The 25,689-nt window shown below is 60.2% G+C and carries 28 protein-coding genes; 18 read left to right on the top strand and 10 right to left on the bottom strand.

Annotated elements, in window-relative coordinates; genetic code table 11:
* The first annotated feature begins 402 nt into the window (after window positions 1–402).
* Window positions 403–1,851, top strand: coding sequence for a radical SAM protein (locus tag QMG56_RS17630; protein WP_281823736.1), 1,449 nt, complete (start codon window positions 403–405; stop codon window positions 1,849–1,851).
* 235 nt (window positions 1,852–2,086) lie between these two features.
* Here the strand turns inward: QMG56_RS17630 and QMG56_RS17625 are convergent, their stop codons facing one another.
* On the bottom strand, window positions 2,087–3,175 hold the full coding sequence (locus QMG56_RS17625; RefSeq protein WP_281823744.1) for an anhydro-N-acetylmuramic acid kinase: 1,089 nt from the start codon (window positions 3,173–3,175) through the stop codon (window positions 2,087–2,089).
* A gap of 40 nt (window positions 3,176–3,215) precedes the next feature.
* Between QMG56_RS17625 and tyrS the strand changes: the two genes are divergently transcribed.
* From tyrS to QMG56_RS17610, 3 genes are all read left to right on the top strand, one after another.
* A complete protein-coding gene (gene tyrS, locus QMG56_RS17620; protein WP_281823734.1) occupies window positions 3,216–4,433 on the top strand; it encodes a tyrosine--tRNA ligase in 1,218 nt (405 codons plus the stop codon).
* A 92-nt stretch (window positions 4,434–4,525) separates the two neighbouring features.
* Window positions 4,526–4,864 carry a PilZ domain-containing protein gene (locus QMG56_RS17615; RefSeq protein ID WP_230187633.1) on the top strand — a complete coding sequence of 113 codons (339 nt, stop codon included), beginning with the start codon at window positions 4,526–4,528 and terminating at the stop codon, window positions 4,862–4,864.
* A gap of 46 nt (window positions 4,865–4,910) precedes the next feature.
* The gene (locus QMG56_RS17610) at window positions 4,911–5,264 is read left to right on the top strand and encodes a hypothetical protein (RefSeq protein ID WP_281823731.1); all 354 of its coding nucleotides are present in this window, start codon (window positions 4,911–4,913) and stop codon (window positions 5,262–5,264) included.
* Window positions 5,265–5,273: 9 nt separating this feature from the next.
* Here the strand turns inward: QMG56_RS17610 and QMG56_RS17605 are convergent, their stop codons facing one another.
* Window positions 5,274–5,906 (bottom strand): peptidylprolyl isomerase, encoded by a 633-nt coding sequence (locus QMG56_RS17605; protein WP_281823729.1) that lies wholly within the window; start codon window positions 5,904–5,906, stop codon window positions 5,274–5,276.
* 274 nt (window positions 5,907–6,180) lie between these two features.
* Between QMG56_RS17605 and QMG56_RS17600 the strand changes: the two genes are divergently transcribed.
* A complete protein-coding gene (locus QMG56_RS17600) occupies window positions 6,181–7,482 on the top strand; it encodes a UDP-glucose/GDP-mannose dehydrogenase family protein (protein WP_281823727.1) in 1,302 nt (433 codons plus the stop codon).
* A 98-nt stretch (window positions 7,483–7,580) separates the two neighbouring features.
* Here QMG56_RS17600 and ctrA read toward each other — a convergent pair whose 3' ends face one another.
* Window positions 7,581–8,288, bottom strand: a complete 708-nt coding sequence (ctrA, locus tag QMG56_RS17595) for a response regulator transcription factor CtrA (RefSeq protein ID WP_230187629.1) — start codon at window positions 8,286–8,288, stop codon at window positions 7,581–7,583.
* A 153-nt stretch (window positions 8,289–8,441) separates the two neighbouring features.
* A complete protein-coding gene (locus QMG56_RS17590) occupies window positions 8,442–9,335 on the bottom strand; it encodes a LysR family transcriptional regulator (protein WP_281823725.1) in 894 nt (297 codons plus the stop codon).
* 87 nt (window positions 9,336–9,422) lie between these two features.
* On the opposite strand from QMG56_RS17590, the gene QMG56_RS17585 reads away from it, so the two are divergent.
* Together QMG56_RS17585 and wrbA are read left to right on the top strand one after the other, a co-directional pair.
* Window positions 9,423–10,154, top strand: coding sequence for a pirin family protein (locus QMG56_RS17585; RefSeq protein WP_281823723.1), 732 nt, complete (start codon window positions 9,423–9,425; stop codon window positions 10,152–10,154).
* A 98-nt stretch (window positions 10,155–10,252) separates the two neighbouring features.
* Entirely contained in the window at window positions 10,253–10,852 is a 600-nt protein-coding gene (wrbA, locus tag QMG56_RS17580; protein ID WP_281823721.1) for an NAD(P)H:quinone oxidoreductase, read from the top strand.
* Window positions 10,853–10,874: 22 nt separating this feature from the next.
* Here the strand turns inward: wrbA and QMG56_RS17575 are convergent, their stop codons facing one another.
* On the bottom strand, window positions 10,875–11,843 hold the full coding sequence (locus tag QMG56_RS17575) for an acyltransferase family protein (RefSeq protein ID WP_281823719.1): 969 nt from the start codon (window positions 11,841–11,843) through the stop codon (window positions 10,875–10,877).
* 65 nt (window positions 11,844–11,908) lie between these two features.
* Here QMG56_RS17575 and QMG56_RS17570 point away from each other — a divergent pair, with 65 nt between their 5' ends.
* The 8 genes from QMG56_RS17570 to trmFO all read left to right on the top strand — a co-directional run bounded on the left by QMG56_RS17570 (window position 11,909) and on the right by trmFO (window position 18,154).
* Window positions 11,909–12,580 carry an RluA family pseudouridine synthase gene (locus QMG56_RS17570; protein WP_230187624.1) on the top strand — a complete coding sequence of 224 codons (672 nt, stop codon included), beginning with the start codon at window positions 11,909–11,911 and terminating at the stop codon, window positions 12,578–12,580.
* Between the two features lie 8 nt (window positions 12,581–12,588).
* On the top strand, window positions 12,589–13,014 hold the full coding sequence (gene arfB, locus QMG56_RS17565; protein ID WP_230187623.1) for an alternative ribosome rescue aminoacyl-tRNA hydrolase ArfB: 426 nt from the start codon (window positions 12,589–12,591) through the stop codon (window positions 13,012–13,014).
* 86 nt (window positions 13,015–13,100) lie between these two features.
* Window positions 13,101–13,586 carry a GAF domain-containing protein gene (locus QMG56_RS17560; protein ID WP_281823716.1) on the top strand — a complete coding sequence of 162 codons (486 nt, stop codon included), beginning with the start codon at window positions 13,101–13,103 and terminating at the stop codon, window positions 13,584–13,586.
* Between the two features lie 188 nt (window positions 13,587–13,774).
* A complete protein-coding gene (locus QMG56_RS17555; protein WP_281823714.1) occupies window positions 13,775–14,806 on the top strand; it encodes an RcnB family protein in 1,032 nt (343 codons plus the stop codon).
* Between the two features lie 140 nt (window positions 14,807–14,946).
* Entirely contained in the window at window positions 14,947–15,363 is a 417-nt protein-coding gene (locus QMG56_RS17550) for a hypothetical protein (protein WP_281823712.1), read from the top strand.
* Window positions 15,364–15,526: 163 nt separating this feature from the next.
* Window positions 15,527–16,345: an arginyltransferase gene (locus QMG56_RS17545; RefSeq protein WP_230187620.1), complete on the top strand. Its 819-nt coding sequence runs from the start codon at window positions 15,527–15,529 to the stop codon at window positions 16,343–16,345.
* A gap of 5 nt (window positions 16,346–16,350) precedes the next feature.
* Window positions 16,351–16,698, top strand: a complete 348-nt coding sequence (locus QMG56_RS17540; RefSeq protein WP_281823710.1) for a DUF952 domain-containing protein — start codon at window positions 16,351–16,353, stop codon at window positions 16,696–16,698.
* A gap of 94 nt (window positions 16,699–16,792) precedes the next feature.
* Complete coding sequence (gene trmFO, locus QMG56_RS17535) at window positions 16,793–18,154, top strand: methylenetetrahydrofolate--tRNA-(uracil(54)-C(5))-methyltransferase (FADH(2)-oxidizing) TrmFO (RefSeq protein ID WP_281823708.1); 1,362 nt, start codon at window positions 16,793–16,795, stop codon at window positions 18,152–18,154.
* Here the strand turns inward: trmFO and QMG56_RS17530 are convergent.
* Both QMG56_RS17530 and QMG56_RS17525 read right to left on the bottom strand, forming a co-directional pair.
* Complete coding sequence (locus QMG56_RS17530) at window positions 18,151–18,615, bottom strand: EF-hand domain-containing protein (protein ID WP_281823707.1); 465 nt, start codon at window positions 18,613–18,615, stop codon at window positions 18,151–18,153. The genes trmFO and QMG56_RS17530 overlap by 4 nt on opposite strands.
* Before the next feature lie 11 nt (window positions 18,616–18,626).
* A complete protein-coding gene (locus QMG56_RS17525) occupies window positions 18,627–19,262 on the bottom strand; it encodes a hypothetical protein (RefSeq protein WP_281823706.1) in 636 nt (211 codons plus the stop codon).
* 92 nt (window positions 19,263–19,354) lie between these two features.
* On the opposite strand from QMG56_RS17525, the gene QMG56_RS17520 reads away from it, so the two are divergent.
* From QMG56_RS17520 to QMG56_RS17510, 3 genes are read left to right on the top strand one after another with little or no spacing between them, the layout of a single operon-like run.
* Entirely contained in the window at window positions 19,355–21,349 is a 1,995-nt protein-coding gene (locus QMG56_RS17520) for a Tad domain-containing protein (RefSeq protein WP_281823704.1), read from the top strand.
* 47 nt (window positions 21,350–21,396) lie between these two features.
* A complete protein-coding gene (locus tag QMG56_RS17515; RefSeq protein ID WP_281823702.1) occupies window positions 21,397–21,963 on the top strand; it encodes a TadE/TadG family type IV pilus assembly protein in 567 nt (188 codons plus the stop codon).
* Window positions 21,960–22,637: a TadE/TadG family type IV pilus assembly protein gene (locus tag QMG56_RS17510; RefSeq protein WP_281823700.1), complete on the top strand. Its 678-nt coding sequence runs from the start codon at window positions 21,960–21,962 to the stop codon at window positions 22,635–22,637. The genes QMG56_RS17515 and QMG56_RS17510 overlap by 4 nt, the downstream gene beginning before the upstream one ends.
* A gap of 39 nt (window positions 22,638–22,676) precedes the next feature.
* Here the strand turns inward: QMG56_RS17510 and QMG56_RS17505 are convergent, their stop codons facing one another.
* The 3 genes from QMG56_RS17505 to QMG56_RS17495 form a co-directional block, all read right to left on the bottom strand.
* Window positions 22,677–24,059 (bottom strand): pyruvate dehydrogenase complex E1 component subunit beta, encoded by a 1,383-nt coding sequence (locus QMG56_RS17505; protein ID WP_281823698.1) that lies wholly within the window; start codon window positions 24,057–24,059, stop codon window positions 22,677–22,679.
* The gene (gene pdhA / locus QMG56_RS17500; RefSeq protein WP_230187612.1) at window positions 24,059–25,138 is read right to left on the bottom strand and encodes a pyruvate dehydrogenase (acetyl-transferring) E1 component subunit alpha; all 1,080 of its coding nucleotides are present in this window, start codon (window positions 25,136–25,138) and stop codon (window positions 24,059–24,061) included. Before pdhA ends, QMG56_RS17505 begins: the two co-directional genes overlap by 1 nt.
* Before the next feature lie 153 nt (window positions 25,139–25,291).
* The gene (locus QMG56_RS17495; RefSeq protein ID WP_230187611.1) at window positions 25,292–25,603 is read right to left on the bottom strand and encodes a septum formation initiator family protein; all 312 of its coding nucleotides are present in this window, start codon (window positions 25,601–25,603) and stop codon (window positions 25,292–25,294) included.
* Between the last annotated feature and the right edge of the window lie 86 nt (window positions 25,604–25,689).

Genomic DNA, 25,689 nt, shown 5'->3' with positions numbered 1-25,689 from the left:
CAGTCATCTACGCAGGGCGGAAATAGCGTGGTTTGTTTGCGATCAGCACCAGAAATGAAGCGACCCATATGATCCCCCAAAACGTTGGACCACCATACCACATCTGACGCGTTTTCACACAGTCTGGACCATTCTTGGTCGCTCCGCCAGATCATCCGCTTTCCTGAAACCGGTCACTCAGGCCGATGGCAAGTCGAAGGGTGAATGACTTAATTTGGTAGGGAACGGTCAGTCAGCTATTGGCGTGGGGAAGGCGGCGTTTATGCAGGCCGTCCTTCGGATCGAAGGCCATTCCCCGTGCAATATCAGTTTCGTCCTTTCGGCGACCCCACCGGATCGGCCCATCCTCGTTCTATAATGAATTGGCATGCGGTCGACACGACGCGCGATTAGGGGAACGCCGTGACGATCCATCAAGAGCCCATGGAGCCTGCCGAAGCCGGCTGTATCGACGCCTCGACGGCCGCTTATCAAGCGATAGACATGATGTTGAGTATTATGTCGGATGGTCTCGACCATCCAGAGCTCTGGTCTCTGGTGCCAGCAATCGTCGGCGAGAACCGGGTCGTTCCTCAGGCGCTGCAGCAACGTTCCGTAACCGAGAAAAGCGTTCGACTGCGCGTGCAAATGCTGCTTGGGCTGTCGATCGCCGCAGGTGGTTCGCCACGCGACGCGCTCGATGCCCTCATGCCACTTAGTGCCGGTGAAAGTCAGAATGTCCAAGTTCAGGGTGTACTGTTCTACCTGGAGGGGCTGGCAGACCCTACAAACCCGAAATATCAGCTGACGGGAAAGGTCTGCTTAAGGCCTTTCATTGAGCTCGACGTACTAGAAGGCACCACGCATCTTTGCTGCGCCAGCTGGCTACCCACCTCGACTGGTAATCTTGCCCATACACCTTGGCGCGACATCTGGAATGGGGATGCGGCCCAAGCCATTCGAAGCAGCATGCTCGATGGATCTTATCGCTATTGCAACAAGCGCACCTGCCCAACGATCCAGAGCAGCCAGTTCTTGTCGGTTGAGGAACTCGAAGCGGATCCCAAATGGAGTGACATCGTAACGAGCAGCGAAACGATTATGCCACGCGGTCCGGAAGTGCTGAACCTTTCCTATGACCGGACGTGCAACCTCTCCTGCCCTAGCTGTCGAAGCTCGACCTATGCCGCTGACGAACAGACGCGGATCAACTTCGACGTAATGCAGCAGAACGAGATTCTGCCCCTGCTCAAAAACGCCAAGACCGTATATGTAACCGGATCGGGCGATCCGTTCGCGAGCAAGAACTTCCGGCGCCTGATGGAGCAGTTGGACGCGAAGGAGTATCCGGACCTGAGGTTCATCATCATGACCAACGGAATGTTGCTTACGCCGCGACAGTGGGCGGCCTTCCCCAGCCTCCACAAGCGGGTGGAATCCCTTCGTATAAGTCTCGATGCCGCGACCGGTCCAACCCATGAAAGCCTCCGTCGCGGTGCGCGTTGGCCAGTTATGGAGCAGAACTTGAAGTTTGCAGGGCAATTGCTGAACGACGGACTTATCGAAGATTTCATGATCACGTTCACCGTTCAGTCCGAGAATTATCGTGAAATGGGAGATGCTGTAGATCTGGCCCATCAGGTGGGTGCGAGCCATGTCTATTTCGGCCGAATGACAAATTGGGGCACATTCACGGCCGAGCAATATAAGCAAAAGGCCGTCTTTGTTCCGGGGCATCCGGAGCACGAAGACTTCGTTGCCGCGTGTTGCGATCCTCGCCTTAAGGACTCAATCGTTTGCCCGAGCGATCTTGACGAGTTTTTCAAAAGCTCGGCCACGCATGACACGGATACCAACGCACTTGCTGCCTGAATCGTACGAAAGCTAACCAGCGGGACTGCGGATTCCCGACCGCAAACTACTGACTCGCCTTACACCCGGAGCGTCATTTGTGCATCGACAGGTTCCGGATTAGCGAAGTGCCAATCGCCGGTTATCTGTCCAAAAGCAGGCCGATTGAAAACCACCCATAATCGTCATTTCCGCGAAAGCTGGGGTCTCATGCGGCAGCGAGAGGACGATTGGGGAGAGGCGCAATGCACCTCCCTCAATCCACGTCGAACAATTCACCGCCGGTCATCGGTTCCGGCACTCCCGTTGTCCCCGGAAAACTGATCGGCAGATCCTTCAGGCTGCGGACGGCCATATAGGCGAATCCTTCCGCTTCAATCGCATCGCCGTTCCACCCCAGGCCGTCGACCGATTTCACCGCCACCCCCGTCACTTCGCCCAGCATCCGCATCAGCGTGGCGTTGTGGCGACCGCCGCCTGCGACATACAGCGCCGTCGGGCGTGCGGGGAGTTGGCGCAGGGCGAGTTCCACCGAATGGGCGGTAAAGGCGGTCAGCGTCGCTGCGCCGTCCGCCAGCGACAAGCCTCGCACCGGCTGCAATGTGAAATCTTCCCGGTCGATGCTCTTGGGCGGGGGCATGTCGAAAAAGGGATGATCCAGCATCGCCGTCAGCACCGTCTGATCGACGCGCCCGGCGGCGGCGGTTGCGCCATCTTCGTCGAACGGTTTGCCGCCTTCCATTTGCATCCAGTTGTCGATCAGGCCGCTGGCCATGCCGGTGTCGAACGCCACCAGCGATCCATCCGCGCCGATATAAGTGATGTTCGCCACCCCACCCAGATTGAGCACGGCCACCGGCTTGTCGAGATCGGCGGCCAGGGCGCGATGATAGACAGGCAAGAGCGGCGCGCCCTGCCCGCCTGCCCCCACATCCGCGCTGCGCAGGTCCGCGACCACGGGAATCCCGAATGCTCCGGCCAGCCCGTCCGCGTCGCCGATCTGCCATGTCCAGCCCCGATCCGGCTTGTGCGCCACCGTGTGCCCGTGGAAGCCGATGACATCGACGTTCTGTGCCTGCCACCCGGCGCGCGCCAGCAGGTCGGACACGGCCTCTACATGGGCCTGTGTCAATTCCGTTTCCACCGAATCGATCAGCGGCTCGAACGTCGGTTCGTCCATCGTCATCGCCCGTGCGCAGACCTCGGCCAGCCGGACGCGAAACCCTTCGCTATAGGCTGTGCCGTGAAAGGCGAGCGGCTCGACCAGCCCTTCGCCGTCGGTGCGGATCAATGCCGCGTCGATCCCGTCGCGCGACGTGCCGGACATCAGCCCAATTGCAACCATGCTACCCAAGCGCCATTCTCCATGCTAAGCGCGCCGCGCTATGAGCCAGTACACATCCGATCTTCTCCGCTTACTCGACACACGCGGTTACATCCACCAGCTAACCGATGCGTCGGGCCTCGATGCGCTTGCGGTCAAGGAAATCGTACCCGGCTATATCGGGTTCGATCCTACGGCACCGTCGCTGCATGTCGGCAGTCTGGTCCAGATCATGATGCTGCGCTGTCTACAACAGGCGGGGCACAAACCCATCGTCCTGATGGGCGGCGGCACGGGCAAGATTGGCGATCCCAGCTTCAAGGACGAAGCCCGCAAGCTGCTGACGACCGATACGATCGCGTCCAATGTCGCCAGCATCAAGCGTGTGTTCGAGAAGTTCCTGACCTTCGGCGACGGTCCGTCCGACGCGGTGATGGTGGACAATGCCGATTGGCTCGACAAACTGGAATACATCCCGTTCCTGCGCGACATCGGTCAGCATTTCTCGGTCAACCGGATGCTCAGCTTCGATTCGGTGAAGACCCGGCTGGATCGCGAACAGTCGCTTTCCTTCCTCGAATTTAACTACATGATCCTTCAGGCTTACGACTTTCTGGAACTGTCGCGGCGCTCCGCGTGCCGTTTGCAGATGGGCGGATCGGATCAGTGGGGCAATATCGTCAACGGCATAGAATTGTCGCGCCGGGTTGACGGGACGCAGGTCTATGGGCTCACCACCCCGCTCATCACTACGGCGGATGGTGGCAAGATGGGCAAGACGATGAACGGCGCGGTGTGGCTGAATGCCGATGCGCTGCCTGCTTATGATTACTGGCAATTCTGGCGGAATACGCAGGATGCGGACGTAGGCCGCTTCCTGCGCCTGTTCACCGATCTGCCGCTCGATGAGATCGCGCGCCTCGAATCGCTGGAAGGCGCGGAGATCAACGACGCGAAGAAAATCCTGGCGGACGCAGCGACCACGATGGCGCATGGGCTGGAAGCAGCCGCCTCCGCCGCGCAAACCGCCCGCAAGACGTTCGAAGAAGGCGCTAGCGACGCCAACCTGCCGACCGTCGCACTGGTGGAAGGCGCGTTGACGGTCACGCAGGCCAATGTCGCGCTGGGCTTTGCCTCGTCCAACAAGGAAGCGCGTCGCAAGCTCGCCGAGGGTGCCATTCGCGTCAACGGCGATGTCGTGACCGATCCTGCGCATCCGTTGCAGCCGGGTGACAAGGTCAGCTTCGGCGCAAAAAAGCACGGCCTTGTAATCGCTTGATTTCCTAACGCGCGATTAACCACGAACATTCACATCGCGTCAGCATCGCTACCCCTATCATGCTAACAAGGCATTGAAAAAAGGGGCATAATGTGAACAGATCGCCGCGGACTGCAAAGGCGTCCGCGCCCGCCGAAGCTCGGCGGGCGCGTCGAGATCTGGTGGATTTCGGAGCCCCTGCAACCAACGCATCGGGTATTCACGACATCAGGATCGTCAACATTTCCCCGCTAGGCCTGATGGGCCGCGTCCCCACCACTCTGGTCGCTGGCGAACGGCTGATGTTCGATCTTCCCCATGTGCGGCGCGTCGAATCGGTGGTGCGCTGGGTGGAGGACGGTCGCATAGGCGTAGAATTCGTGCGGGCCATTCCGGCCGATCATTATGCCATGATGCTCGCGTTCATGCCGCAGCGTAAGACACGCTGGTAAAGTCACCGGGCCATTGACCGGACACGCCATCGGACTACAACGCGCCATGGCCAAAGCTGATCGTCTCGAACGTCTCGACACCCGCCGCGAGGAACTGGAAGCAGAGTATCGCGAAACGCTGATCGCGGCGCTTGAGAAAACTGCAGGTGGAAGCTGGGGTCTGTTCGACCACCGGCAGGAGAAGGCCGCGCGTGCGGCCGTCGCCCCGGTCATCGAAACCCTTGATGAGATCGGGCAGACGGTGGATTCCATGCGCGAACAACTTGGCATGGCGCCGTTCACGCTGCACCGGGATTTCATGGCGGATCGTGGCCCGGTCAAATCGAGCGCCGTCGGCGAGCCCAAACAGGCGCAGGCTTGGCTGGAAAAATTGAAAGCGTCCGGCAAGTACGACGGCTAAGGCTGAACCTCAGGGCGTTGGCTTCACCCTACGCGCGGTCAGGATCGTCACCACGGGACTGAGCATCTGCCCCTTCATCACGCCTTCCCCTTCGGTCGGAGAAGTGGGTGCGACCAGTATCTTCCGCACGACATCCATTCCCTCGACAACAGTTCCAAACGCGGCAAACCCGGCAATATCGCCTTCTCCGCTTGGCTGTGCATCCATCGATGGCATAGGCCCGAGCGTGATGAAGAAATCCCCGTTCGCGCTGCCAGGCGCATAGCGCGCCATAGAAATAGTGCCGACATCGTGGGTCAGACCCGTGAAGTTGGTCGGTTCATGCGCGATGGGCGGCAGAACACGCTTGGGATCGTTACGCGTACCACCCTGGATGAAGCCCAGATTGGGCCAGCCCGCCACTTTCAAAGCCCGATAAAACGCCGTCCCGTCGAGCCGCTTCTCGTCCACATAGCGCAGGAAATTGGCGGTCGTGATGGGCGCGTGGGCAGCATCCAGCGCCAGCACGATGGCGCCTTCGCCCGTTTCCATGCGCACCAACTGCCGCGTTTCGACCGCAACGGGATTCGCCGTTTCCACTTGCGCAGCGGCAGCCGACGCCACCAGTAAAAAGGCCCATATACCAAGAATGAAGCGGATCATGCGCTCACCTTACCCAAAAGTAGGATAGATTGCCCTAAACTTATGTCGTTAACCTTCTGCAAAACTATCTCCATAATGGCTCTTGTGCTACCTGACGCGCGCTGTATTTTGCGCTGCAGCATTTTTATCTTGTGGGAAGCGCAAAAATGCATTTGGGGGCATGCACTGTCAGCGGCGGCATCGGCACGATGCCCTTCAGATTGTAACAGACCGACGTCACCATGCCCATTCTGCCATTCGTCCTATCGACATCTAATAAAATTGGGGTTTTGTCATGCATATCACGATGATTGGTTCAGGCTATGTGGGCCTGGTATCGGGTGCTTGTTTTGCAGACTTCGGGCATGACGTCGTCTGCGTCGACAAGGATGAGAACAAGATTGCCGCTCTCCTCACCGGTCGGATGCCGATCTTCGAACCGGGCCTGGACGAACTCGTGGCGCGCAATGTCGCCGCCGGACGCCTGCGCTTCACCACCGATCTGACGGACGGCGTGAAGGATGCGGACGCCGTGTTCATCGCCGTGGGCACGCCGTCGCGTCGCGGTGACGGTCATGCCGACCTGTCCTATGTCTACGCCGCAGCCAAGGAAGTGGCGCACGCCATCAAGGGCTTCACGGTTATCGTCGACAAGTCCACCGTGCCCGTCGGCACCGGCGACGAAGTCGAGCGGATCATCCGCGAAGCCAATCCGGACGCCGACTTTGCTGTCGTCTCCAACCCCGAATTCCTGCGCGAAGGCGCAGCCATCGACGATTTCAAGCGGCCCGATCGTATCGTTATCGGCGGCGACAACCCACGCGGCCTGGAAGTCATGCGGCAAGTCTATCGCCCGCTTTACCTCAACAAGTCGCCGCTCATCGAAATGAGCCGTCGCGGTGCCGAGCTGACCAAATATGCCGGCAACGCTTTCCTCGCGACGAAGATCACCTTCATCAACGAAATCGCCGATCTGTGCGAAAAGGTCGGCGCGGATGTGCAGGATGTCGCGCGCGGCATCGGCCTGGACAACCGCATCGGCTCCAAATTCCTCCACGCCGGCCCCGGCTATGGCGGTTCGTGCTTCCCGAAGGACACGCTGGCCCTCCTCAAGACCAGCCAGGATTATGACGCGCCCCAGCGGATCGTCGAAGCCGTGGTCGCCGTCAACGACAACCGCAAGCGCGCCATGGGCCGTAAGGTCATCGCGGCGATGGGCGGCGATGTGCGTGGCAAGACCGTCGCTCTGCTGGGCCTGACGTTCAAGCCGAACACTGACGATATGCGCGACAGCCCTGCCATCGCGATCACCCAGACATTGGAAGACGCAGGCGCCATCGTTCGCGCCTATGATCCGGAAGGAATGGAATCGGCCAAGAGCTTGCTGCCCAAGGTCGTCTATTGCACCAGCGCTTATGACGCAGCGGACAAAGCCGACGCTATCGTAATCGCGACCGAATGGGACGCCTTCCGTGCGCTTGACCTCAACCGGATCAAAACGCTGCTGACCGAACCGATCATGGTCGATCTGCGCAATGTCTATCCCCGTGAAATGATCGAAGGCGCAGGCTTCGCCTATCATGGCGTCGGGCGGTAAAAGGTCCGCCGCCTAAACGGACGTAAAAAAGGAAAGGCCCGGCAATCCCCCCAGATTGCCGGGCCTTTCGCCCATCGGTCCTGTAATCGTGGCGCCTATCAGGCGACCTTCGCTTCCAGTTCCGTATCTTCGTCCTCGTCGCGCAGCACATAGCCGCGACCCCAGACCGTTTCGATATAATTATCGCCACCGCAGGCCAGCGACAATTTCTTGCGCAGCTTGCAGATGAAGACGTCGATAATCTTGAGTTCCGGCTCGTCCATCCCGCCATACAGGTGGTTGAGGAACATTTCCTTGGTCAGCGTGGTACCCTTGCGGAGCGAGAGCAGCTCCAGCATGGCATATTCCTTGCCGGTCAGGTGAACGCGATTGCCATCCACTTCCACGGTCTTTGCGTCCAGATTGACGGCCAGCTTGCCGGTACGGATGACCGACTGGCTGTGACCTTTCGACCGGCGAACGACCGCATGAATGCGCGCCACCAGTTCGTCGCGATGGAAAGGCTTGGTCACATAATCGTCGGCACCGAAGCCGAAGCTGCGCACCTTGCTATCCATTTCGGCAATGCCGGACAGGATCAGCACCGGCGTCTGCACCTTGGCCGCCCGCAATTTCTTGAGCACATCATATCCGTGCATGTCGGGTAGATTGAGGTCGAGGCAAATGATGTCGTAGTCATACAACTTGCCCAGATCGAGGCCTTCCTCGCCCAGATCCGTCGTATAGACGTTAAAACCTTCGGTCGTCAGCATCAGCTCGATCGCCCGTGCGGTCGTCGGCTCGTCTTCAATCAACAGCACGCGCATTATGCAGCCCCTCTGTTCATGGTGTCCATCCCCTGCAAGAACGACAGCCAAGGCAATTCATTAACCACAAACTATCTGAACGCAAAAGGTTAATTTATCGCTAACCCACTCAAACATGGCGAGTCGTATTGGAAATGAATCTATTTCAGAGGCTTACGGCGCCAACGCTTGCGCCAAATAATCCAGACAGGCATCCACACGGGCGGGCCGCAAACGCGATGGGGGCGTTACCAGATGCAGGCCCACGGTCGGCGACGGCCAATCCAGCAATATCGCTTCGAGCGTTTTGTTCTGGAGGTCCTCGCCAACGATGAAGTCGGGCAAGCGCGCTATCCCGACCCCGGCCCGCAACGCCGCCAGCATGGCGTCGCCACTGTTGCTCATCATCCGCGGGCGCGGCTGCACCGCCACCGTTTCCCCCCCGGCACGCGAAAAGCGCCACGTCTCCGGATTGGGAATGTTGGTGTAGAGAAAGCAATCGTGTTCGCTCAGTTGCGAGGGATGCGTAGGGCGTCCCTTTCGGTCCAGATATTCGGGCGACGCGACATAATGCGTCATCACGTCACACAGCCGCCGCGCGCGCAACGAGCTGTCCGGCATGGCGGCAATCCGCAATGTGGCGTCCAGTCCGCTCTCCACCAGATCGATGCGCTCGTCCGACAGGTGCAGGTCGACGACGATGGCAGGATGCAACGCCATGAAGTCAGCCAGCACCGGCGCGATCTTCTTCAGGCCAAAGCTCATTGGCGCGCCGAGGCGAACGATCCCCGCAAGCTCCGATATTTCGTCGCGCGCGGCCTCTTCGGCGGCCACCCCTTCGCTCATGATGCGCGCGGCGTGATCGGCGAGCCGCCGTCCGCTTTCCGTCAGCGCCAGCCTGCGGCTCGTGCGACTGAAAAGGCTGGTGTCGAGATGCTGCTCCAAACGGCTGATCGCCTTGGACACAGTGGCCTTGGACACGGACATGGCACGCGCGGCATCGGTGAAGCTGCGATGCTCTACTACCGCCGCAAACATCGCCCATGCTTCAAAGTCTGGCAATCGCATTAGGAAACAATCCGTTTCATCACTGTCTATTTATGAAACGATGGTGGCGCGTATATCGGAGGAAATCAAGATTGAAAGGACGGTCTCATGTCTGACATTGCAACTTCACCGCGCCTGGCCACTGTAGAACGCCGGGCCTTTTCGTCACTTGGCCATGCCAATCACGGATGGCTCAATGCGCGTCATCATTTCTCTTTCGCGGACTATCATGATCCCGCCCGCATGGGCTGGGGCAACATCCGCGTGTGGAACGACGACGAGATTGGGGCGAACAGCGGCTTTCCACCCCATCCGCACCGCGACATGGAAATCATCACCTATGTCCGCAAGGGTGCGATCACCCACAAGGACAGCATGGGCAATGAAGGCCGCACTGCCGCCGGTGACGTTCAGGTGATGAGCGCAGGAACGGGCGTGCGTCATGCCGAATATAATCTGGAGGACGAAACGACGACGCTGTTCCAGATATGGGTGCTTCCCCGTGCAGCGGGCGGCGCGCCAAGCTGGGGCGCGAAGCCTTTCCCGCAGGGTGACCGGTCGGGCCGCTTTGCCGTCCTCGCCAGCGGATATGAAGCCGATGCCGATGCACTGCGCATTCGTGCCGATGCACGGTTGCTGGGCGCCACGGTTCAGGCTGGCGAAACGCTGACTTACGACCTCGACGATGACCGCTTTGCCTATCTCGTTCCGGCGACGGGTCGCGTCGAAATCAACGGCCAACCGTTCGAAGCACGCGATGGAGCCGCGATCCGTGGCGGCGGTTCGGTCGTTATAAAGGCCTTGGAGGACAGTGAGATCGTGCTGGTCGATAGCCAGTAAGATCCTGTTCTCCGCCGCCCGCCCGTCGGTCCCTCCCCCGGCCGGAGCGGGCGGCACTGTTTCTCTCCCCCCCACTCCTTTTGTGAAGGAGCCTCCCAATGGCAAAAGTTCTCGTTCTGTATTATTCCAGCTATGGCCACATCGAAACGATGGCGAACGCCATTGCAGAGGGCGCACGCGGCGCTGGCGCTACCGTCGATGTAAAGCGCGTCCCTGAGACCGTGCCCGAAGAGGTGGCGAAGGCGGGCCACTTCAAGCTCGATCAGGCGGCCCCCATCGCCACCATCGGCGAACTGGCCGATTATGACGCCATCGTCGTCGGCACCGGCACGCGCTTCGGTCGCATGTCGAGCCAGATGGCGGCGTTTCTCGATCAAGGCGGCGGCTTGTGGGCGCGTGGCGCGCTGAATGGCAAGGTCGGCGGCGCATTCACCTCCTCCGCCAGCCAGCATGGCGGGAACGAGACGACCTTGTTCTCGATCATCACCAACCTGCTGCACTTCGGCATGACCATCGTCGGGCTGGACTATGGCCACACTGGCCAGATGGGCCATGAGGAAGTCGTGGGTGGTGCACCCTATGGCGCGACCACCATCGCGGGCGGCGACGGTAGCCGCCAGCCGAGCGCAGCGGAACTCGACGGCGCGCGCTATCAGGGCCGCCGCGTGGCCGAAGTCGCGCTCAAGCTAAAAGCGTAAACGTTGAAGCGGCGCGGCTGTTCTACTTCCCGAGGAGCAGCCGCGCCGTGACCTTGTTGCTATCCAGCAGATAATGCGTGGCAACCGGGACGATCACGGCAATCGCCAGCAGCACCCCCTTGCCAAAATAGGGCGAGAGATAATGCACCAGCGGCACATGCAGATACATGACCGTCAGTGACGCCGCGCCCAGCCAGCGCACCGGCGCTGACCCCAGCACCGGCCAGCGTGCAATGCGAAAGATCACGAACGAAATCGCCGCCGCGCCAATGATCGACGCCACCGGCCAGCCATAATCCCCCGCCTTCATATTGAGCGGCGGCCCGAATGTCAGCACACCCGCACCAATCGGCAGCAGCAGCGCCCACATCCACGGTTGCCATGCGACGCCCCGCCACAGCCATCCCGCCCACAGCAGCACCAGCGCCATCGGCACGGTCAGCACGCCCAGCGGCGACACATCCGTCATTGCGCCCACGCCATAGGCGAACGCGGCACTGCACAGCGCAATCGCGACCCACGCCCAGCTTCGCGGATCGCCCCAGCGCATCCCGATCGCATTGCAGACGATCCGCGCGACGATCAGGCACGGCACGAACCAGAACACCGTAAACGGCCCGCGCAGTTCCGACCCGCCAAAGGCGATCCGCCCGACATCGCCCGGCCAGTCATGGAAAATCGGCCGATGCCCCCGCGCGCCTTCGATCAGCACATCCGCCGCAACCAGCAACGCCAGCCACAGCACATAGCTCAAACCCTGCGTCGCCATCTGCGCGCGGACGAACGCAACCGTTGGCTTGGGCCGGAACAGATAGCCCGACACCAGAAAAAACAACGGCATGTGAAACGCATAGACGGCGTCGCGCACCGCCCCGCGCGTCCACACATGACCCACGACTACGGCCAGGATCCCCAGCCCCTTGGCCGCGTCGATCCACTCCAGCCGTTCGCCCGATTTCGGCGCCGACGCTGCTGCTCTTCCCCCGCTCATGCCAAATGCCTATAGGAACGCAACTTTACGTCAATTCCCCTTACTCCTGACCATCGGAACCCGTTGTGACCCTGCTTGCCGACCGCGTCCTCTTCATCGATGGCGAAGCGATCATCCTCGACAAGCCTGCGGGCCTGCCGGTCGATCCCCCGCGCGACGGCTCGCTCAGCCTCGAAAACCATCTGGACTCCCTCAAGTTCGGGTTTCAGCGCTGGCCGCTGGCCGTCCACCGGCTCGACCGCGACACCTCCGGCTGCCTGCTGCTCGCCCGCAACCCAAAGGCACACAAACGCTTCGGGCAGGCGTTCGAGAATGGCCAGGTCGCAAAAACCTATCTCGCCGTCCTCGAAGGCGTGCCCACCGAGACGAGCGGCGAAATCGACCTGCCGCTCAAGAAGATCAGCAGCGCCGAAGAAGGCTGGCGCATGGTCCCCGACGCAAAGGGCAAGGCCGCGCTCACCCGCTGGACCCTGATCGCCACCCACGAAGGCCGCGCGCTCATCGGCTTTGCGCCGACGACGGGCCGCACGCATCAGATCCGCGTCCACGCGCTGCACGGCATCGGCTTCGGCATTGTCGGCGATCCGATCTATGGCACGCCGGACGATGGCGCGATGCTGCTGCACAGCCGGTTCCTGTCCATCGCCCGCGCAGGCAAACCGCCCGTCGAAGCCACCGCGCCCCTGCCCCCGCACTTCATCGAAGCAGGCTTCACGCCCGACATGCTGCCTGACTGACGAGCAGCATGGTCGCCATAGCTATCACCCGCTCCATATCGATAGATAGCGATGAGCTGATAGAGAGCTACACCCGGTCGAGCGGCGCTGGCGGTCAGCATGTGAACACCACTGACAGCGCGGTGTTGTTGCGTTTCGACGTCGCCAACTCCCCCAACCTTCCCGATGCGGTCAAAAACCGTCTCGTCGCTTTGGCGGGGTCGCGCATGACGCAGAGCGGCATTCTGATCCTGCGAAGCGAAGGGTCGCGCTCGCAGCTTTTGAACCGGGAAGAAGTTCGCACAAGACTGATAAGCCTTATCGCGGAAGCGACGATCGTTCCCAAAAAGCGCCGTCCGACGCGGCCTACGAGAGCTTCGCAGACGCGCCGGGTAGATGGGAAAACGAAACGATCCGCAGTGAAGGCGGGGCGGGGAAAGGTGTCTTTCGATTAAGCTCCCTCCTGTCATTCCCGCGAAGGCGGGAATAACGATTGTGGGAGAAGATGGACGAACCCCACCCCGCTCCCTACATTCCCCCCATGTTCGATCTCAAAACCCCCAGCACCACCGACAAAGCGGCGCTCTATGCCGATCTCCTCTCCGCAGCCGACGCGCTGACTCGCGACGAGCCGGACGCCATCGCCAACATGGCCAATCTGTCGGCGCTGATCTGGCAATATCTCCCCGATCTCAATTGGGCGGGCTTTTACCGCATGATCGGCGATGAACTTGTCCTCGGCCCATTTCAGGGGAAAGCCGCCTGCATCCGCATCGCGCTGGGCAAAGGTGTGTGCGGCACCGCCGCCGCCACGCGCGAGACGCAATGTGTGGAGGATGTCCACGCCTTCCCCGGCCACATCGCCTGCGACGCGGCATCGCGATCCGAAGTGGTCGTGCCCGTCATCCACGACAATCGCGTCATCGCCGTGCTCGATCTCGACAGCCCGATTCCCGCGCGTTTCGACTCGGACGATGTGGCGGGTCTCGATGTGCTGGTTGCCCTGATTGCGTCGCGCATCGCCTGACGGGTTAACCATCTTGCGAAAGAAAGCGCCGCCGCCGCGCTAATTCCGAACGCGCATTTGCATCGTTTCGATACACTCCCACACGCCTTCGCGCTTGGAAAAGCAGGGCTCGCGATGCTAAATTCCGCGTTAATTATACGCTGCGTCCGGGTAAAAATACCTGCCCGGCGCGACAGGGAGTGTTAACGATGCGGACCTTTGTGATTCCAGCCCTTGCAGCGATGGCCGCTACGGCAACCCCTGCCATTGCGCAGACCGCAGGAACTACCATCGTGAAGACCAGCCCCGGCACCACCGCTGTCGTGCGCACCGCACCGCGTTGGGGCCAGCGCATCGACGGACGCTGGCATGGCGGCGTGCAAGCGCCCGGTGGCTACACTGCCTATCGCCGCCCCGTGCGCGGCTATGCCCTTCCGCGTTACTGGATTCAGCCCCGCTTCTACATCGGCAACTATGCGACTTACGGCCTGCCCACCCCGCCGCAGGGTTATGGCTGGTCGCGCTATTACGACGATGCCGTCATGACCGACGCTTATGGCCGCGTGTATGACAGCCGCAGCGATGTTCGGTGGGAGAATTACGAAGGCGGCTATGAACCCGATCAGCCGCGCTACGCAGAGCGTCGCGACACCGGCATCGGTGGCGCAGCCATCGGCGCGGTTGCAGGCGGCGTTGCGGGCAATGTGATCGCCGGTCGCGGCAATCGCACCGTCGGCACGCTGGTCGGTGCTGCCGCTGGCGCTGCCGCCGGTCTGGCCATCGACAAGGCCGAAGATCACCCGCGCATGGCCGACAAGGGTCGCTGGGAGGATGAACGCGACTTTGACCGGGTTGACCGCATAGACCATGGGCCGGATCGCGGCCCACCGCCCCCTCATCGCCGTGGCAAGCCACCGCCCCATCGCGGCGCGACCTATGCGGGTGCCTATGACGGCCACTGGACCGGCACCTGGACCCGCGAAGACGGATCGACCTACACGGGCGAATATCGGGGCCGGTTCGAAGGGGATGTGGAAGGCGCTTACACCCCGCCGCACTGGAATCAGGCAAATGGCGGCTATTTCGCCAACGGCTATTATTATCCCGCGCCAACGGTGACGACCATCACCATCCAGCCGTCGCAGCCGACCTATACGGAAACCGTGTCCTACGTGACCGTGCGTCGCCCCGTTCGGCACTGGCGCAAGACAGCGCGCAGCAAGGCGAAGTGCGCCTGCTAGTTATCCGGTATGCGGCGCAACAAAATCCTTTAGCGCGTATTTCCTTAGGACATGCACCCACTGCTCCCCTGCGAAAGCAGGGGTCCAGGGTCTAACCGCAATGCTTTGTTACCCTGGGCCCCCGCTTTCGCGGGGGAACAGTGGGCGTAACGGAGCAAGCCTCGGGCGGCGCGCGGCGCTCACCCAATGCGCAAACGCAAATCGTCACCGGAAAAGGCACGGTTAACCGACGGTTTTACGATTTGCGTTGTCATTGCCCCGTCGATCCGCATATCGCGGCGGCAATGGGTTGCGCAGATACGTATACGATGTTCGAGACGCAGGGTCGTGCCTTGCCGATGCTTGTCCGCGGGGATGCACTCGATCTCCTGCGGCAGACATTTGGCGGGCCGGACGACGCGCGTGACCTGATCGCGGAAAACCGCGAAACGATCGACGCCATTGCCACCTTCCTGATCGAAGAGGCTGGCCATTGGCAATGGTCGCTGGAAATCGACCGCGACACGATGCTGCGCTGGGGCCGTCAGCGCGATCTGTGGCATTGGAAGCCGGTTTAACCATCTTTGGTCGACACGTTAGGGATGCGGTCTGTCGCATCTTACCGCTTCCTCCGCTCTTTCGTAGTAAACAGGCTTTTAATCCGCGCCGACGCACGTCATAAGAATCTTAACGATTCAACTGCGTCGCCGGATGGCACGCCAACACAGGACGGTGGATGCAGTGAGCGCCCCATTTCGCTTCCCCCGCTTCTTCGTAACGAACCCCAGCCCATGCCCCTATCTTCCGGGAAAGCATGAGCGGAAAGTCTTTACCGAGCTATCAGGCGACCATGCGTCGGAACTGAACGATGCGCTGGGTCGCATAGGTTTTCGCCGCAGCCAGAATGTCGCCTATCGCCCAAGCTGCGCGGATTGCTCCGCCTGCGTATCGGTGCGTGTCGTTACCGGGGAGTTTCGCCCGAACGCCACCCAGCGCAAGTTGCTACGCCGCAACGACGATCTGGTCGTTACCGCGTGCAAGCCCTGGTCGACAGAAGAACAATATAGCCTTCTCCAGCATTACCTCCAGTCGCGTCACCCCGGTGGCGGCATGGCGGAGATGGACGAGATGGACTATGCCGACATGGTCGAGCAGACGCCCGTCGACAGCCATGTCATCGAATATCGCGAACCGGGTATCGACGGTCGCCCCGGTCGGCTCGTGGGCGCATGCCTGACCGACCGACAGGCCGACGGTTTGTCGATGATCTACAGCTTCTTCGATCCGTCGCTGGAAACGCGCCCCAGCCTGGGCAATTTCATCATCATGGATCACATCCTGCGCGCGCACCGCGCCGGGCTTCCCTATGTCTATCTTGGCTATTGGGTCGCCGGATCGCAGCGGATGGAATATAAAGTCCGCTATCGCCCGCTCGAACGTCTGGGCCGCACCGGCTGGACTCGCTTCGATCCCGACGAGCAGAGCAGCGCCATCAAAGAGGTAGCCAATCGCGACGAACCGCCCCTGCCGGTTGAATTGCACGGCATTTTCCGTAAGTAGGGCGGATGCCCGATCTTTTCGCCTACAAGATCCTGACCACCGAGCAATTCGCTGCTCTGCGCAGCGATGGCCATTTCGCGGGTGCGCCTGTCGATCTGGAGGATGGCTACATCCACATGTCGACGCAGGAACAGGCCGCAGAGACAGCGGCCAAGCATTTTGCGGGGCAGGACAATCTCGTGCTCGTCATGGTCGATCTGGTGCCGCTGGGCGAGCAGGTGAAATGGGAGGAATCGCGCGGCGGTCAGCTTTTCCCGCACCTTTACTGCCCGTTGCCGCTGGGCGCGGTGACGAAACATGTCGTCCTGCGCCTCGACAGCGAAGGCAAACATCAGTTTCCTGCGGGTTTCTGAACGCCGATCCAACATTTGGCGGCGTCCTACATTTCCAACACCGCTAAGCCCCGCCTATCTTCATATGGGCGATGATAGAGAAGTTAGAACCACTATGTCGCATCAGGTCCACATCATCGGCGGCGGTCTCGCCGGATCGGAAGCCGCCTGGCAACTGGCGCAGGCGGGGATCAAGGTCCGCCTGTCGGAGATGCGCGGCAGCGGCGACACCACCCCCGCGCACCAGACCGACGGACTCGCCGAAATGGTCTGCTCGAACAGCTTCCGCTCCGACGATCCGGACAAGAATGCCGTTGGCCTGCTGCATCAGGAAATGCGGACACTCGGCTCGCTGATCCTGTCCGAAGCCGACAAGGCGAAAGTCCCCGCAGGCTCCGCCCTCGCCGTTGACCGTGATGCCTTCTCCGATGGCGTGACCCGCGCCCTGCTCGCCCATCCCAATGTGGAGATCGTCCGCGAACGCATCGACACGCTCCCCACCGACGGCCTCACCATCGTCGCCACCGGCCCGCTGACCGCGATGACGCTGGCCAAGAGCATCGGTGCCGCCACCGGCATGGACGCGCTCGCCTTCTTCGACGCCATCGCCCCCATCGTCTATCGCGACAGCATCGACATGGACATCTGCTGGATGGCAAGCCGCTGGGACAAGGGCACCGTCGATCCCGACAATCCCGAATGGGATGGCCGCGACTACATCAACTGCCCGATGGACAAGGACCAGTATCTGACCTTCGTCCAGGGACTGATCGACGCCGAAAAGACCGACTTCAAGGATTGGGAAAAGGACACGCCCTATTTCGAAGGCTGCATGCCCATCGAAGTGATGGCGGAACGCGGCCCGGAGACTCTGCGCTACGGCCCCATGAAGGGCAAAGGGCTGGACGATCCGCGCACCGGGCGCTGGCCCTATGCTGTCGTCCAGTTGCGACAGGACAATGCGCTCGGTACGCTATGGAACATGGTCGGCTTCCAGACCAAGATGAAGCATGGCGCGCAGGTGGAGTTGCTGCGCACTATCCCCGGCCTGCAGAACGCAGAGTTCGCGCGGCTCGGCGGCCTGCACCGCAACACCTTCATCCAGAGCCCCAAGCTGCTCGACCCGCAATTGCGCCTGAAGGCCGCGCCGCATGTGCGCTTCGCCGGACAGATCACCGGCTGCGAAGGTTATGTCGAGAGCAGCGCCGTCGGCTTGCTCGCGGGCCTGTTTGCGGCATCTGAGATCACTGGTCGACCGATGCCTGTCCCGCCTGCGGAGACTGCCCTTGGCGCATTGCTCGGCCACATCACTGGCGGCGCGGACGCGGACAGCTATCAGCCGATGAACGTCAACTTCGGCCTCTTTCCGCCCATGAACGACACCAAGAAGAAACAGCGCAAGGAAGCCATGACCTCACGCGCCCGTGAAGCGCTCTCGTCATGGATCGCCGCGCTACCGACGCTGCAACCCGCCTAACAGCGGCAGGCGGGTTTCGGCTTGGGTTTTGGCGCAGTGGCCGCGAACTCCGGCGGCGTAACCTTGCCATCCTTGTTCGCATCCGCCGCTGCGAACCGATCACCGGTCGCCGCTGCCCACTCCTCGAACGACAGCAGATTATTGCCATCGGAATCGAGGGCCTTGAACGCCTTTGTCCGGCTGGAGAGCATTTCGGGTCGCGTTATGATGCCATCGCGATTGCGATCGTAACGGGCAAAGCGCCGCTGCTCGCGACTGGCTGGTGACGCGCTGGCGGGCATGGGCGGGGCCGCACCGAAGGCATTGTCATCGCCTTCCGGCAATGTGTCGTCCACTACGGCAGCGACAGGCATGGGCCGGGGCGTCGCTTCCGCCGCCGCCTGCGTCTTGCTTTGCCACCAGAACAAGGCCGCTGCCGTCAGCAACAAGCCTGCTGCAATGCCCGCCAGATACCGTCCCATCGCCCTGCCCCCTATCGCCCCAAAGCCGCCATCCGCAGCAAACGCAGATATAGCCGTGGCGTCAACGCCTGCGGCCCGGTGTGTCCAAGCGCAATATCATGCCGCGCCAAACCCGTCGCCAGCTTGACCGCCTTTTGTCCACGGGACGGCACGGGCAGATAGCTCTGCGCCAGTGCCACCGCCCGCTGCGTCGTCGTGGCATCGCCGATATGGCCGGACAAGTCCCACAAGGCCCAAAGCGCGCCAGCCTTTGGATCGGCACTGTGATCCAGCGCCCGAAACAGTCCGCCGCCACGCCCATCGGCAAAGCTGCGCAAGGCATCCTCATCCAGTGGCAACGGATCGAGCAACATCTCCCACCCGTTGATCATCGCCAATAAGGCATCCCGCATGGCCGAGAGGCCCGGATCGGCACGCAAGGCGTCCACCAGCGGATCGCCCCGCCCCTTTGTGCCGCTATCGTCGCTCAAAACCTCATGCCACCAGGTCAGCCGCATCTGGCCCACCATCGGCTCCCGCGTGGTGCGCACCACATCGGCCAGCCGCGCGTCATAAGCCCACACCAAACGATGCCGCGCCGCCTCGCGTCCCGCATAGCTCGCCAGAAGGCGCGGGAGCGGCGCGATGCTTAGCGGCTCATTAACCATGTCGATTGTATCGATCCTAACCAGCGCAAGCGCATGGCACATATTGGAATCAAACCCGGTGGGGATCCGGGCCTGTTGGGCATGGACGATTTATGAGCAATTGGGTGGGCAATTCAATCGGTTTTCTAGGCCGTTTGCGTAAGGATGTTCGCGGCAACACTTTGGCACTCGTTGCGGCGGGCATGCTCCCTCTGCTGGGCCTGATCGGCGGTGGCATCGACATGAGCCGCATCTACCTCGCAAAATCACGCTTGCAGCAAGCCTGCGACGCTGGCGCGCTGGCGGGACGAAAGGCGATGGGCGGCGGATCGTGGACGCAAAACAGCAGCGCCCCGAACACTGCAGCCCTCGCCATGTTCGACGCCAATTTCGTAAACGGGGCTTATGGCACCACCAGCCGCACCCGATCATTTGCCGAAAATGCCGGCACGGTCACAGGTACGACATCCGTAACGGTGCCGATGGCGATCATGAAGGTCTTTGGGCGGCAGAGCAAAGTGCTGAACATCACCTGTCAGGCTGAAATGCGCATCCCAAATTCCGATGTGATGTTCGTGCTGGATAATACAGGTTCGATGAGTTCATGCCCCGAGGGATACGAATGCAATAGCGGACCTAATTCGAAAATCGTCGGCTTGCGCGCCGCCGTGAAGTGCTTTTACGAAGCATTGGCCAAGGTTGATACGGACCAGGACTGCGGATCGACTCCTTCCACAGCGAACGGCAGCGACGTGCAACTCCGTTTTGGGTTCGTACCGTATGCCGTAAACGTCAAGGTCGGTCGTCTTCTAGAGAATGACTGGATGGTGGACCGCCACACCTATCAGTCGCGCGTACCGGTTCTGAAAGCCACCCCAAGCATTGTTGCTACGTCGAATACCGCAGTGTCAGGAACCTATTCAACGGTCGGAACATATTACGATTCTAGCAGCGCACTTTGTACAGCACGAGCCAACTCTATGGTTTCCGGTACAGATACCGCGCCAGAGAGCGACAGGTTTAACCTCAAATTTACTGGCCGTAGCGACGCATTCACATCAGATACGCTGGTCGACTTTAATGTTACAGCGCCAATGAATGGATGGTACTATAGGGTCAAAAGCTATAGCAAAAGCAATGGCCAATGTGTGATTGAACGTGCCCAAGGGCCGTTCACCCAAACACGCACGTATAGCTTTTTCGATTACTACACCTATCGCCCCGTAGAACTTGACGTCTCGGCGCTGAAGACCGGCGGAACGACCTGGTCAAATGCCGTTAGCTTGCCGTGGGGGACGCGCGGGATTTACGCCAATGCCAACTGGGATGGATGCATAGAAGAGCGGCAACCTTACGTTATCGATAACGACCCATCTAACGACTACACGCCTATTCCCGCGTCGGCTTTCGACATGGATATCGACATGGTGCCGACTGGGAACGACGCCACACGATGGAAGCCCATGCTAGATGAAGTCGTATGGGGACGAACCCACGGCGGCAACGACTCGTATGCCAACGTAGATACTACCAGTGACCTTTCGCGGAACTATTCTTATAACTGCCCTGCAGCGGCAGCACGACGCCTCCAAGAATACCCGACATCCACGGATTTTGACAATTACGTCGATAGTATGGTTCCCGGCGGCAACACCTATCATGATATCGGCCTTATATGGGGCGCTCGGCTACTCTCGCCCACTGGCCTTTTTGCTGCCGACAACGCAACCACGCCAGAAGGCGGAGAGATCCAGCGCCATCTGATCTTCATGACCGATGGCGACACGGTGACCAATAATAAAAATATAACTCCGCATGGCGTCCCTTGGTGGGACCGTCGTCAGACAAATCCGGCGAATGCGCCAAGCGACACGTTGTTGACCAATAACGTCAACGCCCGAACGCAAGCGCTGTGCACCGCGATCAGGAACATGAACATCACCCTTTGGGTTATCTCATTCGGGAGCGGCGTCAGCAACGCGGCGCAAACGCGCTTGCAGAACTGCGCGTCTACGGGGCGGTTCTATAACGCTGCAAACAGCGCCCAGTTGATCGATCAGTTCCGCCAGATTGCGGACAATATTTCGCAACTCAGGTTGACGAACTGATGGCGCGGCGCACCTCCCTCCACTGGTTATCCCAGGATCAGCGGGGCATGTCAGCGGTTGAGTTTGCGCTCATCGCTCCGGTGTTCCTCATGCTTTTGCTTGGCGCATTCGATATGAGCCATTCGGTTTACATGAAGAGCATCCTTCAAGGCGTGCTGCAAAAGGCAGGCCGCGACGCCACGCTGGAAACGGGTACGGAAACCGCGCGCCAGGCGGAGATCGACACGATTGTATCGTCCCAGGTGAAGTACCTCGCCAAGGGTGCCAATGTCACCATCACCCGGCGCTATTACAAGGACTTTACCAAGGCGGCCCAAGCGGTCGGCGAGCCCTTCACCGATACGAATGGCGACACACTATGCAACGCCGGGGAGCCATATCAGGACACAAACAACAACTCCGTTCGCGATGCGGACGGGGGCGATGACGGACAAGGCGGCGCCCGGGACACCGTTATCTACACCGCGGCCGTGCGCTATCCCCGCATGTTCCCGATGTACAACCTCGCCGGTTTGAACCCGAATGTAGAATTGCTCGCCACCACCGTTCTGGCCAACCAACCTTATGGCGAACAGTCGCAATATGCCGCAGCCACCGTGAGGAACTGCCCATGATAGCGGCGCAGCATAGGCACCAACTTGCCGCTGAGCTCCTCCGTTTAAAAACGGATCGCAGCGGCATGGCTATGGTGGAATTTGCCCTGTGCCTGCCGTTCTTTATTGCCTTCACCATGGGTGGCGTAGAGCTTGCTAATTTCATCACGACAAAGATGCGCTTGAGCCAGATCAGTCTGCAAGTGGCCGACAATGCCTCTCGCATTGGGTCCGGTTCGCTGTTGTCCGCCAGGCAAATAAGCGAGACCCAGATTAACGATTTGCTGACGGGCGCGGGACTGCAGGGCGGCGCGATGAACCTCTACACGAATGGGCGCGTGATCTTGTATAGTCTGGAGCCTGTTGCCAATCCCAACACGACCGATCGCTATAAAATCCGTTGGAAACGATGCCGCGGCGCGAAGACGGCATATGTCGGCAGCTATACGCAGGGACAGACCAACTTGACCGGGTTCGTTTCTGGAACGCAGACCATTAAAGCCCCGGCCGATGGCGCAGTCATGGTCGTGCAGCTATCCTATACCTACCGTCCGCTCATCGCTCAGGCGTTTATCCCGAAACCGGAAATTATCGAATTCGGGGCAATGACGGTCCGCGACACGCGGGATATGGTGGGACCGGCAAATGGCGTGGGCATTTACAATACTGAAAATGCCACCATTTCATCATGCTAGGTTCGCGGGGAAAGCGATCAGCTTCCCCCGCAAACATACTTACCGGTAACACACCTTTTTCGCCGCAACGACTACGCGCGAGGCGTCGATCAGGGCGGCCTTTTCCAGATTTGCAGCATAGGGCAATGGCACGTCTTCGTTGGTGACACGCAGGACAGGCGCGTCCAGATCGTCGAAGCCCTGTTCCATCACCACAGCAGCAATTTCCGATGCGATGGAGCAGGTCGGCCAGCCTTCCTCAACCACAACGATACGGTTGGTTTTCTTCAGGCTCTCCAGCACCGTTGCGGTGTCGAGCGGACGCAGGGTCCGCAAGTCGATCACTTCGGCGTCGATACCTTCGCCTGCCAGCGTCTCCGCCGCTTCCAGCGCAAGGCCTACGCCGATGGAGTAGCTGACCAGTGTCACGTCCTTCCCTTCGCGGACGATCCGCGCCTTACCGATCGGAAGGACATAATCGTCGATTTTGGGAATGTCGAAGGTACGGCCATAGAGCAGTTCATTCTCAAGGAACACGACCGGGTCAGCACAACGGATCGCAGCCTTGAGCAGTCCCTTGGCATCGGCAGCGTCATAGGGCGCAATGACGATCAGGCCAGGCACGCTGGCGTACCAGGGCGCATAGTTCTGGCTATGCTGTGCGCCGACGCGGCTTGCCGCACCATTGGGGCCACGGAACACAATCGGGCAACGCATCTGGCCGCCGGACATGTAATTGGTCTTGGCCGCTGAGTTGATGATGTGGTCAATCGCCTGCATCGCGAAGTTGAACGTCATGAACTCGATGACCGGGCGCAAGCCGCCCATCGCTGCGCCTGTGCCGACACCTGCAAAGCCATATTCGGTGATCGGCGTATCGATCACGCGACGCGGGCCGAATTCGGCCAGCAATCCCTGCGTCACCTTGTAAGCGCCCTGATATTCGGCGACTTCTTCACCCATCACGAAGACGCGATCATCGGACCGCATTTCCTCGGCCATCGCATCGCGCAGTGCTTCGCGGACGGTGATCTTCACATATTCCGTGCCTTCGGGAATGGCGGGATCGGACACCAGTGCCTTCGCCTCGGTGGCGAGCTTGGCCGTGCCGGACTCGGCTTTCTTCGGCGCCTCAGCTTCGGCATTAGCAGCGGGCTTCTCCGCCACTGGAGCAGCTTTCGCGGGCGCTTCTTCCGCGCCGTCCTCACCAGCCATCGTCGCGATGACCGTGCCGACTTTCACGCCGTCGGTGCCTTCGGCAATCATGATCTTGCCGATCTTGCCTTCGTCGACCGCTTCAAATTCCATCGTGGCCTTGTCGGTCTCGATTTCCGCCAGGATATCCCCCGACTTCACTTCGTCGCCTTCCTTGACCAGCCATTTCGACAGCGTGCCTTCTTCCATCGTGGGCGAAAGCGCCGGCATCTTGATTTCGATACCCATCAGTATTGCTCCACCAGCACGTCAGTATACAGTTCGGCCGCATCCGGCTCCGGCGAGGACTCTGCAAAGTCCGCTGCCTCGCTAACGATTTTGCGGATGTCCTGATCCATCTTCTTGATCTCGTCTTCGCTCACGCCTGCCTTCAGCAGATAGGCTTTCGCCCCTTCGATCGGGTCGGACTTATCGCGCATTTCCTGCACTTCTTCGCGCGAACGATATTTTGCAGGGTCGGACATGGAGTGGCCGCGATAGCGATACGTCTTCATTTCAAGCAGGATCGGGCCTTTTCCGGCCTGCACCCACTTAAGCGCCTCTTCAGTCGCTCCGCGTACCGCGAGAACGTCCATGCCGTTGACCTGAATACCGGGAATGCGGAAGCTTTCGCCTCGGCGGTATAGCTGATCTTCGGCCGATGAGCGGTTGACCGACGTACCCATAGCGTACTGGTTATTCTCGATCACGAAGATGATCGGCAGCTTCCACAGCTCAGCCATGTTGAAGCTTTCGTAGACTTGCCCCTGGTTGGATGCACCGTCCCCGAAATAGGCGACGCATACGCCCCCGTCGTCATTATATTTGTGGGCAAAGCCCAACCCTGCGCCAAGCGACACCTGAGCGCCGACAATGCCATGCCCGCCGTAGAATTTATGCTCGACGCTGAACATGTGCATCGAACCGCCCTTGCCGTGCGAAATGCCCGCACCGCGGCCCGTCAATTCCGCCATGATGACGTTGGGATCGATGCCATAGGCCAGCATATGCCCATGGTCGCGATAGCCCGTGATCACGCTATCCTTGCCGGGCGTCAACGCAGACTGGATGCCAACGGCCACCGCTTCCTGCCCGATATACAAATGGCAAAAACCACCGATCAGGCCCAAGCCGTAAAGCTGCCCTGCCTTTTCCTCAAAGCGGCGGATGAGGACCATCTGGCGATAGAATTCAAGAAGCTCTTCCTTGCTCGCCTTATAGTCCGAAGGCGCGTCAGGGCGTTCACGATTGTGATCTGCGGGAGCAGGGGCAGATGCGGATGCCGGCGCTTTAGCGGATGCTGCGCGCGGCGAAACTGATTTTGCCAAAGGAGGAACCCTTCTTTGTCGTTCCGGGGGGAGTGAGGATGCGATATAGAGCCAGTCCCAGCCATAATGCAACGCCCACACCTTGCCCAACAGGGTAGAAGCTATGGGAAAATGCTTCAGCGACCGCTATTTCGAGCCGGCTGGTTACAAGAGTTACTTAAGTGGCACGATAACTTCGTCGGGATGTCCGACATTGAGTTCCTTGCGGACCAATTCATCGACGATGTCGGGATCGGCGCGGCGCGGATCGAGAAGGTGCACGCGATTCTTCAAGCGATCCCGCTCGATCTTCACCATCGCCAATTCGGCACGACTATCATGCAACTGACGCGAATAATCGCCCCAGGCAAGGATACCGCTCGATCCGAAGACCGCATAGCCAGCGAACAACAAAAGCAGCAGTATCGCGAAGGCAGGTCCCATCGCCGATAACAGCAGCATTCGTAACTTCGCGATATGAACCATAGGCTTTTGAATCACAGTCGATTCGCGCTTGCAACGGAAAAATAGTTAATCCGCGATCAACCGAACAATATTGACGAAAAAAACCT

The organism is Sphingobium sp. BS19 (assembly GCF_027925545.1).
Taxonomy (GTDB): Bacteria; Pseudomonadota; Alphaproteobacteria; order Sphingomonadales; family Sphingomonadaceae; genus Sphingobium.
The sequence above is the reverse complement of the archived record's forward strand: the minus strand, read 5'-3'. Positions and strand labels throughout refer to the sequence as shown.